The sequence below is a fragment of the Peribacillus sp. NPDC097895 genome (assembly GCF_050277555.1).
In the GTDB taxonomy this organism is placed as follows: domain Bacteria; phylum Bacillota; class Bacilli; order Bacillales; family DSM-1321; genus Peribacillus.
Map to the genome: position 1 here is coordinate 225,457 of NZ_JBNNSH010000004.1, position 12,312 is coordinate 237,768.

Annotated in this window: 7 protein-coding genes and 1 pseudogene; 6 read left to right on the forward strand and 2 right to left on the reverse strand. The window is 32.1% G+C overall.

The window, feature by feature from the left end; all coding sequences use genetic code 11:
* Nucleotides 1-512 precede the first annotated feature (512 nt).
* The 3 genes from ACQKMH_RS20205 (at nucleotide 513) to ACQKMH_RS20215 (ending at nucleotide 5,844) form a co-directional block, all read left to right on the forward strand.
* Nucleotides 513-1,670 carry a hypothetical protein gene (locus ACQKMH_RS20205; protein WP_427589190.1) on the forward strand — a complete coding sequence of 386 codons (1,158 nt, stop codon included), beginning with the start codon at nucleotides 513-515 and terminating at the stop codon, nucleotides 1,668-1,670.
* Nucleotides 1,671-2,312: 642 nt separating this feature from the next.
* Nucleotides 2,313-4,214 (forward strand): DUF262 domain-containing protein, encoded by a 1,902-nt coding sequence (locus ACQKMH_RS20210; RefSeq protein WP_427589191.1) that lies wholly within the window; start codon nucleotides 2,313-2,315, stop codon nucleotides 4,212-4,214.
* Nucleotides 4,215-4,665: 451 nt separating this feature from the next.
* Nucleotides 4,666-5,844 (forward strand): GmrSD restriction endonuclease domain-containing protein, encoded by a 1,179-nt coding sequence (locus ACQKMH_RS20215; RefSeq protein WP_427589192.1) that lies wholly within the window; start codon nucleotides 4,666-4,668, stop codon nucleotides 5,842-5,844.
* Nucleotides 5,845-6,657: 813 nt separating this feature from the next.
* On the opposite strand, the gene ACQKMH_RS20220 is transcribed toward ACQKMH_RS20215, so the two are convergent.
* Complete coding sequence (locus tag ACQKMH_RS20220) at nucleotides 6,658-6,987, reverse strand: hypothetical protein (protein ID WP_427589193.1); 330 nt, start codon at nucleotides 6,985-6,987, stop codon at nucleotides 6,658-6,660.
* A gap of 795 nt (nucleotides 6,988-7,782) precedes the next feature.
* Between ACQKMH_RS20220 and ACQKMH_RS20225 the strand changes: the two genes are divergently transcribed.
* The 3 genes and pseudogenes from ACQKMH_RS20225 to ACQKMH_RS20235 all read left to right on the forward strand — a co-directional run.
* Nucleotides 7,783-8,511: a DUF4145 domain-containing protein gene (locus ACQKMH_RS20225; RefSeq protein WP_427589194.1), complete on the forward strand. Its 729-nt coding sequence runs from the start codon at nucleotides 7,783-7,785 to the stop codon at nucleotides 8,509-8,511.
* Between the two features lie 65 nt (nucleotides 8,512-8,576).
* Nucleotides 8,577-9,881: a hypothetical protein gene (locus tag ACQKMH_RS20230; RefSeq protein WP_427589195.1), complete on the forward strand. Its 1,305-nt coding sequence runs from the start codon at nucleotides 8,577-8,579 to the stop codon at nucleotides 9,879-9,881.
* Between the two features lie 1,038 nt (nucleotides 9,882-10,919).
* A pseudogene (locus tag ACQKMH_RS20235) lies at nucleotides 10,920-11,009 on the forward strand (transposase); the annotation flags it as partial.
* A 310-nt stretch (nucleotides 11,010-11,319) separates the two neighbouring features.
* Here the strand turns inward: ACQKMH_RS20235 and ACQKMH_RS20240 are convergent.
* On the reverse strand, nucleotides 11,320-12,213 hold the full coding sequence (locus ACQKMH_RS20240; protein ID WP_427589196.1) for an AraC family transcriptional regulator: 894 nt from the start codon (nucleotides 12,211-12,213) through the stop codon (nucleotides 11,320-11,322).
* Nucleotides 12,214-12,312 lie beyond the last annotated feature (99 nt).

A 12,312-nucleotide genomic window follows, 5' to 3' on the forward strand; every position in this document is an offset into this window, starting at 1 on the left:
TCGATATTTGTACTTTTCTTTGAGTTAGCAGGTGAATACCTAGATGAAGCAGGTACTTGTCATGCTATTGGAGTTATTTTAGATGGTATTGCCGATCCAGATATTGGTGCAAACTCTAGAGGAGCTAGGTATAACTCGGCTCTCAGATATTTAAATTACAATAAGCAAAATAATTTTCCTTATTTAATTGCAATTGTTTCAGAAGATAAATATATTGATATAAAAACAATATATGATTTGTAAAACGAAATGCTCTTATTTATATTAAAGTTACGAATATCCTTTAGCGGTTTGACAGCGAGTGATTAAGGAAAATATGCAGTCAAGCCTCAGATAAATAATGACATGTTATTTTATAATAAAATTTTGATTTTATCTACTTGTTAACTATAAGGACCGATATACGAGTGACTAATTCATTAGCTTAATCTGCTTTAATATTGTAAAGTGGCGTGATAATAAGACGTATAAACTATGAGTATTTACATTTTAATAAGAAGGATGGGACTTAGATGATAGCTGTAAGTGGCTACATAGAAGAGGATATATTTATAGAGATAAATAAAAAGATTGAGGTTATATTGGGCTTTTTTATAGACGTTTGCGAAGACAGTTCCTACGAGGAACACATGCAATTCATATTTCCACCAGATTTTTTCGAAGAAAAAACAGAAGAATGTAAAAAGATAATTCGAGAATTGTACCAATACTCAAGAGATACATTTGCACATTACCTTTCACCTATAAAAGAATATGCTTTATATAGCCTATTTGATTGGTACTTAGAGGTGACTGAGGAAGATCTAACCTTTACTGCAACCAGAACACATCCAGAGGCTGATAAAGAATATATGAAAACCTACGGCATTGAAGATTTTAAAGAAATAATATTTGAAGATCATGATTTTTTGGATGTAGACCTCTGGATTTATTTAAATGAAACAAATCGGGAGTTATTGGAGCAATTTGACGTAAATTTAGAAAAGTACAAGGATTTAATGCCTAATGACAAACGAGAGGAATACATAGAAGCTGAAAAAGAACATGTATGTACAAATCTTGAAATTGATGAAGAAGAACTTATTCTACATTTAATACATTCAGCCATTCAAAGGAAACAATTGAATGTTCGAAGGCTTTTGAAAACATCAGAAACAGAATTAAGTGATGATATTGCAGATTATATGTCTGCTAAATTAAATGAGTTAAATATAAACGTAGACAGAGAGAAACCTGCGGGTTTTGCGTTAAAAAATGTAGGCGAGCTGGACTTTTTTATTCATCGAACGACTAGGGGAAAGTATGAGAAAATTGCAATTGGTGAGAACAAAGAATGGGGAACTTACAAAGCACAATTTAAACAGCTGATTGGATATATGGATAGAGATATTAAATTCGGCTTCACAATCATTTTCAATAAAACTGTGCGTTTAAAAACAGTTCTTGAAAGTAGAAAGAAAATTTTAGAAGAGTTTTCAATAGAAATTGATGGAAATACATTTTTTCAGGTAAACAGAATGGAAGAAATGAAAGGCTTAAAGGATGTCGTTATAACATATCACAAAAACCCTGAGGATGAATCAGAATTTAAAGTATATCATTTTATCATAAATGCTTTTTTACCCGAACGTATTGAGGTAGCACAACAAGCAAGGAGAAAAAGAAAGTAAATCGATTAGAGAGTCCTTTAACGAGAGGGGATTGTAGTAAAAACGTTTAGGTCAATAAGGTTAAGTAAGTTACTTGCTTACTTAACCTTATTTTAGATCAAGGATCTTCTCTGTTAAACGGATTATAATAATTGGTTTATCTGAAGAAATTCTATTTAAGGAAAAAAGTTTGGATATCTGGTTTTTTAGTTTTATTATCAACACAATTTCACCACTTTTACTCTTTTCAAAAGAAAATTGTTTGTGTATTTTATTGTTCTTTTCGAATTTTTCTTCAGCATAAGAACAAATCTGGAAGTAACCTTTGTCTACGTAACTGTAGCCTAAGACATTAGAAATACCTTTTCGTTTGTATATTAAAGGGTCATTTAAATTTTCTATATAGCAATTTTGAATAATATATGGAGCTGAAATAACAAATAGAAAATCGTAATTTTCCCTATAAGCATATCTCATAAATTTGACTTAAGTATATGAAGCTTTACATAATATACAAAATAGTGCTGAGGAGCGGAAGGAGACAAGATTTTTTAATTGATTTACATAGAAAAATAGTAAAAAGAGCCATACATATTTCGGTAGATTATACTCTGTTATAATATTACAAATAAAACAATCATCATAAACAACTAGAGGTGACATATGAGTATAAAATCTTATACCCAAGTAAAGCAAATCCGTGTACAAGACATTGTTGATGGAATTAATGCTCAAGTAGATAATACAAATGTAGCACTGAAGATTAAAGTACCTAAAATCCAACGTAATTTGGTCTGGTCACTGTCCCAGAAAGAAAAGTTTATTGATACATTAAAACAAGGTTTTCCATTTGGCTCTCTATTATTATATAAAAAAGGTAGTGAAGACTATTTATTGGTAGATGGGCTTCAAAGAACGTCTACCATTCTAGAATATAGCTTAAAGCCTACACATTATTTTTCGAAAAATGAGATAGAAGATCATTATATTACATCCTTGCTAAACATTTTCCCAACCCTCTCGAGTACTGATGAGGAACAGGTTAGAGAAAAAATTGAGCAGTGGGTAAAAGGGAAAAACGGATTTACTGAGATTGAGAAATTTTCTTCTTATAATCTAGTTAAATTCCTGGAATCTCAGCTTTTATCTAAAAATATTACTCTTTCTAATGAATTATTCGAGGAAATTATGGACATACTCTCACCGTTCATTGATTCTGTTAAGTCGTCCTCAGATATATCAAAAATAGAAATGCCTGTTGTTGTTTATCATGGTGAGGAATCAAACTTGCCAGAAATTTTTGAACGAATTAATTCCAGAGGAACAAAATTGAATCGTTATCAAATCTTTGCTGCTACTTGGGAAAAAGAGTTTCAGATTCAGAACAGAAGTATCATTGACGCCGTCAAATTAAAATACGAAAAACTCATTGAGAGTGGATTTGAGATCGATAACTATGACAGCGATGATCTTTACCATACAGATACCAAATTCACACTATTTGAGTATCTATTTGGAATGGGTAAGTTCATACAAAAAGCTTATCCTATGCTATTTGGTCGGCCTAAGGAAGGTAACGAGGATAATACAGATTCAGTAGGATTTAATATCATTTCAATTTGCCGAGGAGTTGCATCTCAGGAATTGAATAGTTTAGAAGATAGAATGTTAGAAATTGATATTAAAAGCTTTGAGACAGCAATTTTACAAGCGATTGAATTTGTTGAACAAGCTCTTAGCCCTGTCCTAGCTTTTCAGGCTCACCGTGCAAAGAGACATGTAACAGGTGATTACAAAATATTTCACGGTGAGAGTCAGATTGTGGCGCTGGTTGGGAGTGTATTCCATATCCGATTCGATCAAGATCTATGTGAACGACCGACATGGAAACAGGATAAGGCACGTTTATTAAACACTTTACCTGCTCACTACTTATATGATTTATTAAGGGATTATTGGCGTGGTTCAAGTGATTCCAAACTTAAACAGATGATAGTCGATCCTATCAAAAATGAAACAGGTTCTCTTATTGATAACCTACGTTACGGACGACCTATTCCAAAGGAACAATGGGGTAGTATCTTAATGGTTTGGTTTGAGGAACAACTCGCTCGGAAAGAGAGCAAGCGAATAAATATTGGAGATAAAGAGATTCTCTTTCTTAAATACTTATACAAAAACCTATTAACATTCGATGAGGCTTATAGTTTATATGAAATAGACCATGTGTTGCCGATTGAACGTCTACGAGAAGCAGCAACTCAAATAAATGGTCTTCCAATAAGTTGTGTGGCAAATCTTGCGTTTATACCAAAAGAGTATAATAATAGGAAAAAGGATAAAACTTTTGATGAATATTTAACATATTTAAAAGAAAAGTGTGGTTATACAGAAGAACAAATTCAGAAGCAAAGAAGTTTATTTGATAGATTATTATTTATTTCGTGTGCCGACCTAGTAATACCAAAACAAAAGAATGCTGATTATATTACCAAAGAATGGTACACTATTGTTCTTCGTAAACGTTTTGAAAGAATGAAGGATCTTTTTCTAGCAAATATATAAGAAGAGAAGAACTGTATATAAATTGTTGAAACTGAGAATTTATGGTTTCTGATAAGGAGTAAAGGGTGAGGTAACTCATCCTTTTTTATTATGGAAGTAGAGAGGGGGTATTTTCCACATTATTAGACCTTTTATCTGTGAGGGCAGTACATAGTAGGTATATCCAAACGTCACGATTATTTCAATCCGTTAATCAATTAATGAAATATCGATTTTATCAATAAATAAGGTAGCAGCTACCTGTATGAATGCGAATTTATCACTAATTGATATATATTTTGAATGGCAGCTAAATTAGCGGTTGACTTTTCTGAAAATTTACAATAGTGTAGTAGTTAGTTGGTAGCAGCTACTTATAAAATGACTTAAAAACTGTGTTTTTAATGATTTAAAGATAGCAGCGGTAATTATATCATTTTTGAGTATGGGAAAATTCAAGGGGGTAGTTGGTTTGGTAAAAGTTATAAATCCAAAATTAAAAGCGTATGCGTCGTATGACCCAACAAAGGTGACTAAACAATTATCAATCACGGAACTTTGTGAAAAAATTGATGAAGGTAGTTTAGTTTTACCTATCTTTCAAACGTATTTACGGTGGACAAAGCAAAAAGCTGTTGAGTTATTTAATTATCAACTTATGGGGAAAGCACCAGTTGCTCCAATTTCAGTAAACCTTATAAAAAACCCAAGTAATGTCGTTAAGCAAATTGCTTTCATTGACAGAAAACTAATTTCTGAAGATGACATAGAGGGTAAAGAATCGGTAGCAGATGGACAACAAAGAATTTCAACAAATTATCGTGCTTATAAAAATGACCCAGAGTTTAATGATATAGTATTAGATGTTGTAGATGGGGAATTTATTATTGTAAATAAAATTAATAATTATCAAATCCCAGTTGGCATTCTTTATAACGAAGATGACGATGTTTTCTTCAATTATGTAGATGATAACAAGTTTCTAAGTTCAAGAGAAGTAAAAAATACATTATTATTAATTAGACAGAAGTTCCAAAAATATTATTACATCTTAAATTATGCTCAAGATTTGAATAAAGAAGAGCAAATGGAATGGTTTGATGTATTAAACTTAGCAGGTAGTCGAGTGACTGGAGTAATGGTTCATCTTACTGACATGTTAGAAAAAGGAGTAGACTTCTATGTTGAGTATGCTATCCCATTTGGAAAGAAGTTAGATGCAGTTGGATTAGGTCACTTGTTTATTAGGAAGACTACGGAAGTATCTATCCCGCTTGCTGCATTAAATGCTGCTTACGAAGTATTCAAGGGTAAGGAACGAAGCAATAACTTTAGTCCGATTCCTTCGGATGAAAAGTCTGAATTACTTGGGAAGTGTGAAAATGAGGAGATTAGACGTATTTTTAATATTACCTTAACAGCGTTGGATACTACACTTAATTTCATTTCAAGTATAAAAGATGATATTACACGAATTGACATAATAACATACTTGATTGGTGTGTTCGTTTATAATGACGTCAATAATTTTACTGATGAAACAAAACAAGAATTAATTGCTTGGGTAAAAGATGTTAATTTCACTAACCAATCAAATACTCAAAGAAGAGAAGAGTATAGTAGGCTTTTAAAAAAATTTAAGCAAGAATAACTGAAAGATACAAAAAGGAGCTGCTTATCTAAATTTCCTTTTTTTACATTTGAAAACTGAATGTGAGATGGGTAAAATCATGGACCAATTTTGAAAATGATTTCTTGATTGGTGTAAAGGCTTTGGGAATAATTCAGTTAGCGACATTAACAATCGAGTAAGCTTGCAAATAAACAATCATGATTGGAATTCATAATCTCTAAAAATAATAAAAACCCTTGATATATCAACATTCTTAAGCAATCCTTAATGGGTGGTGGCTTTACCATTGATAATCCCATTTCCATTGCATCATGTGGCTGTGGTTCTTCGTTTAAAAAAGCGAAGAATGAAGTACTCCAAATACTTTAGATCGAGTATCTAAGCTAGATATGGGTTAGATGCTTTATGATGAAAAACTTCTTTTATTAAATGAAAAACCAAACCCGTAAATTAAACGAGTTCGGTTTTTTGTTATTTTGTCGGTACATTTAATACATGGAAATCTTTGTGCCATTTAAAATATTTCTCTGTATTATCATTATAATAATCGCAAGGTTGATTGTGAAAATGCTTTAAGGTTTCTGTTAGATAAGGTGTGTTAGCAGTTTGATTCATTTTAAATACTCTGTCTTCAACCAAAATATCGCCTTTTTCAAAAGCAGCGTCACAACCGAAAGAACATAAAGGGAAGACAATATTTGAATCTAGTTTTTCCTCTTTAGATGCGAATTTACGTTTTTTAATATGAGCTGTAACTAAGTAACTAACAGGAAATTCCTTTTTACAACATGCACATTTTGCGGTTTTACGGTTACCGAAAAGAATTTTACGCTAGATACTTTGTTCTAAACGTCCTTGAGCTGTTGCATTGGAATTTAGGCTTTCTTTTTCTTCTAGAGCGAGTAAATCTTCTAGTAGGTTGTCATTAATTGAATCTGAGTCTTCTAAAATATACTCTGACTCAATAATTTCAAAAGCAAGTAACAGTTGAAGTGATTTTTCATGGCCTAATACACGGAAGCCCATTAGAGGAAACTTTTCTTCACGACCATAAACAAGTTTATTGAATTGCTCAACTGCTAAATTAAATGCTTCAACTTTAGTGACGAAATAAATGTTCTTATAAATCTCGTCTTTCCATAGGTATAAAGAGCTAATCAATATTGTTTTTTGGATGTTTTAAATAAAAAATGATTTTTCTGTTTTGTTTTTTAGTTTCTGTAATGAGGTTTATTAGTTGGAGTGCGGGGTACTTTTCCGATATTTGATTCAGTCAATAAAAACGATTTTGTACAACCTAGATCAACTACATTCAATGAGGATAAAAATGAAACGATTGGAAGTCTTGTTTTTGTGTTTATCAAAGCTCGGCTTAATGATGCGTGAAGTCAAACAAGGGGGATACGGTATTTCATCAAGCCCTTGAGGATGAGCTGAGAGAGTATCTTCAGAGGGTAATTGAAGAAGGGATATCTCAAAGAAACACTCAAATAAACAAACAGGCTGGCTCGTTAAGAGCTGGCTTTTTTTATTTGCCCTCACAGAATGCCCTCTGAGAAGCCTTATGAAGTTAACCTACTGTATAGTAAACACTCCACAATGAGCCACTGAGTGCCTTGCTTGAGTTGCCCTCATGTGCTTACTTCCCCAAGTACTCCCTCCGGTTTCACCATATGAGGAACAGGTCTATAGGTTGCTACTATATGAGCCCTATACAGTGTGTGTTCCGCTCAGATAAACTTTGATACATCGGGCTTTTGGAGGTGGATCTTGAGAGTGAACAGCTCAAGGAAAGACTTAAAAATCACGAGCATTGGAGGGTACTTCTCAATCTCATCTAAACATTTTTTGATGAGGTGAATTTCACACTTGTCACAATAAAAGAATTGATTATTATTAGAAATAATTACCTTTGAGGTGATATAATTTTTAAAAAACATATTGAGGGTGTACGAGTTGAGTGAAAAAGTAATTTTAACATGCCCCCATTGCGGGAATAAAGCTCCAATGAACTTGTTGAATAGATTTCAAAAAACCACAGACGTTCCTTTAGATTACAGTGAGGATGCTCAATTTCATGACATTTTTGAAGTATTTGAGTGTCCTGTATGTGATGGGTACCAATTAGTCCTCACACATTGGAATACTGAGGAAGCTTATTATGAAGATACAAATCTTTACGAAGTTGGTGAAGTTCTTTTTCCTACATTTGAAATGGTTAACCTATACAGATTACCCAAAAGTATTAAGGAAGCTTACGAATCAGCTATAAAGGTAAAATACATTGATAGCACTATATGTTTTATCGCACTTCGAAGGACGCTTGAAATGGTTTGCAAAGATAATGGAGCTGTTAAAGGGGAACTTCATCAAAAACTAAACCAACTACAGCAAAAGGGGATTTTACCACCTTTAATGGGAGATTTATTTAAGGTAATAAAGGATTTTGGAAATATGGCTGCTCATGGAGATCAAGTAACCTTTGAAAAGCCACTTGTTGAGAGTATGTTTAGGTTCACAAACAAAATACTTGAATATGTCTACATTCTTCCTAGAGAAATGAAACGAGCAAAAAGAGAACTTGAAATGTTAGCAGAAGAAGCGGGATTGCAACCTAGAGATGATGAAGAAAAACCACCTGAGGTAGAAACTAAATCGGTGGTGAAAACTGAGAAACAATCTTAAAGGTAGGACTATTCAGTTCGAGATAATCGTAACAGACAGTAATAAAATTTAATTGGGGAGACAAAATGATAACAAATTTTTTAATTTTTCCATTCATATACATAACAGCATTTTTCTTAGATGTATTTACTAGTCAAAAAAAATTAAAGAATATAATTACTATTTATAATATTATTTATGGATTGGTGCTTTCTGTCGTATATGGATTTTTGATTGGAATATTCTTGCTAATACTATTTAGTACTAGTAAAATTCCGATATGGACACCTATTCTATATTCAATAATTTTTATATTTTTTATTAATGTGTTTCTTAGTATTAAATATAAAGAAGAATATTTTATTTTGCCCAACCAATATATTATTATATTTGGACTAATGCTTTATATAATAAAAGAAAAGTATATGTTGAAGAGTCTTATTAAATTATTTGGAATTACAACACTTTTTTCCTTTTTATTTATTAATATAGTCATGATTGTTTTTAGGGAAAATTTAGAAGTTACTATGATAATTATTATAGGATTGTTCATTTCATTACTCCTGGCAATCCTGCTACTAAATAGAATTAATATACAGACATTAAAACAAGCAATATATCAATTTTTCCTTTACTTTAACTTATTTCTGATTGTGTTTTTGATAAGTGCAGTTCGTCTAACATTATATTCTGATTTTGGTTCAATCATAACATGGTTAGATATTTGTTTATTGATGTTATCAGTAATTGGTTTTATATTATCAGTTTTACCTTATGGAGCAGATGTTTACATAAAATTTAAGAGTCAATTTGAGAAAGGCTACCCTCTTTTTTGGGAAGAGCTTGAGAAGGTGAGTGGTTATTTTGAGGTAAAAACAAATTTTATAAAAGGTACTGTGGAGATTAAAGACGGCATTAATAACCTCAAAGTAGAATGGAAGAGTGGGGGTAAGAAAGAAATAGTAAAAAGGGCATTAATTAGTTTAGTATTAATACTTGTTTTGTGGTTATGTAGTTATCTTCTTTTCCAATATGATTATCTTATCAATATTGGAATACAAATGGTTTTTTCAAAACTATATGATTTTTGGAGTAGTTTATTTAATGATAATATTATTGTTCGAAAATCTTTATTTTTATTAATGAATTTTGTTTATTTACTATATTTAATATTTAAGCTTGTTTTTGCTATTAAGCACAAACATGCAGCGTCTGTTAAACTATTACAAATTAATAGACTTTTTTTCTTAATATTTATATTTATAATTTTTACAATTAGCATATACAATATACAAGCATCAAACTTTATCTTATTTTCTATAATTTTTTTATTTACTTCTTCTTTTATAATAAATATAGTTCAACATAAGTTAAAGCAAAATGGGAAGTAAACTTATTAATTAAACAATGGACAAATGACCTTTCCCCCCAGGAAGCCTTTTCGTCATTGCTTATACTTTGGCTACCCACTTTGATGATTTTGTTCAGATGTTGGCGGCACTTGTAAACAAAGGTAGTTAATAGGTTAGAAAAGAGTGGAGTTAACGCCCTCTTTTTTTTTACATTTTGCGTTTAATATAAAAGTTTCCTACAGTATTGACAAAGAGAGTCTACGAAATAAGCAAAGGGGGAGTGTTAAAGATAACTCAATTAAATCAAGAAGTAATTTAAGCAGAACGGAAAAATGGGTAGGATGAGCAAGGAAGCATTAACACGTCTTGAAGAAATGATTGAAGAAGTAAAAGCATTAGATCCTGATTTTTAACAGAAGTAATAGGGTAGTCATGAGATTTCCTCTTTGTAGTTCACAATTTTTCTAGTTTACATAACGTTTATTATAGGATGTTATAAAAACTCACAAACTTATAACTCAAAAAGATGAGTATTCATCAAATATAACGATGTCAAACAGTCCCTCTATTAATGGGAATATAGACGACACCACAATCACAAGCACCTACACTAAAACAGGTTAAGCGAGAAATGAATGAGAGCAATAATGATGCTCATAAGGTAATAGTATATAACCCCTTTAGATAATTTTCTAAAGGGGTTAACTGGTTTAACTTTTTTATAAACAGTTTAACTTTATTTCAAATACACAAAAAGGGTGATACATATTATACATGACTAATTTGTATCACCTTTTATTTTTTCTGACTTTTTATGATTTAATTGGAGGAAGAAGAGTTAAAAGAGCAAAGGGGAACCACCGATAAAATCCTGCCTATTAGAAGTGTACTGGCTTCTATAAAGCGAATCATGATGGAACGAGCGGAAGCGATGAACATTCGTGAGCATTTCTATATCTGCTTGTGTCTGTATCAGCAGTTTTTGACCACTGAAGGGCATTTTACCAGAAGAAAAGAGGGCGATTGACGCCCTCCCTTTGGTTTTTAAGTATGGTTAATTGTTATCAAATCTGATTGATAGGAGAAAAAATCGCAGCCATGATTATCTCAGAAATTGGTGAAATCGATCGGTTTAATCATCCGAAAAACCTGGCTGCCTTCGTTGGTTGCTGTAAATAATTATCCAATTAATTATATTAAGAGCATGATTTGATTAATCCTTTATCAAAACATGTTCTTTCTATTTAATCTTATATCAATTATTAGCATTAAAATTGATCAAACTTTATTTTAAAGCAACATCAGCGAAAGTTAAACGGCCTGATACCGTTCAAAATTATGGTGCCCTTTTGTGGAATTCATGGCAGCTTGAAGTTAGGGCAGTACTTGTCCTTTTGTTACCCGGATACATCCTAAGGTTTTTCTTTAAGTATACCAGGCGATGTGAGTGCAGAATCCATTCATTCAACTTATATAGCTAATCAATAATAACATGCTCAAAGTCTGGCATTTTTTTATCTTTTCGAAAACTGTCAGCAGAGGTGCCAATCATTTTTTTGAAAACTTTACTAAAATAATTCGCATTGTCATAGCCCGTTTCCATTGCAACTTCCTGAATCGTCATATTTGTTGTTGATAAAAGTTCCATTGCTTTCTGTATACGTCTCTTTGTCAAAAATTGAATGGGGGTTGTTTTCATGTACTTTTGGAATTTATTCGTAAAGTAGTATTTGGACAGTCCGGCGTGCTCCGCGATGGACTCCAATGACAGCGGTTCATGATAGTGTGTCGTCATGAATTGAATCGCCATGAGTATATCATCCGGTATCCCAGTTTGTTGGTTGTCCAGTCCTTTCGCAAAGCGATACAACCCCATGATAAATTCATATGCATATGCAGAAGAAGTAAAGGTATCTTCAATGCCTTCTTTTAAAGCAAATTGATAAATTTTTTGTAGTAAAAAAATTAACGGGGCATTTGCATCCACAGGGACTACCAGCTCAAATTGGCTAATCAGATAGTCCCAGCACTCCTCGGCTTTCGTCCCCTCCAGTGTAATGAAAATAAATTCCCACTCAGGACTTTCTTCAGGAAGATAATAACAATGTTCACTTGGTACTTTAACGATAAAAGCTTCGCCAGGTTTAACTGTATACGTTTTTTCACCTACCCGAACTTCTCCATATCCATTCAGTGTATATTGGAAAATACACGTTTTTAAATCATTTGGACGCATACGGCCATCCCAGTAATAATCAGTCGATGTTCGTTTTTCAAAACCGATGGAGGTTATCCGAGCTGCCTCAGTTAAAGGCTCCTTTGAAATATGATACACAAAGCTATGGTTATTGTCATTTGACCGAGATAGCAATATATTACCTCTTTTCCGATTTTATTTACCATTGCCTGGAAAATGGAAGCGCTGTATTATTTATTTAACAATATGTTAATTAAAATTTACTAAATTTTC

Excerpts from the sequence above, each read along its gene's own strand:
- ACQKMH_RS20205 (WP_427589190.1), top strand. The coding sequence starts at position 513 with ATGATAGCTGTAAGTGGCTACATAGAAGAGGATATATTTATAGAGATA.
- ACQKMH_RS20210 (WP_427589191.1), top strand. The coding sequence starts at position 2,313 with ATGAGTATAAAATCTTATACCCAAGTAAAGCAAATCCGTGTACAAGAC.
- ACQKMH_RS20230 (WP_427589195.1), top strand. The coding sequence starts at position 8,577 with ATGATAACAAATTTTTTAATTTTTCCATTCATATACATAACAGCATTT.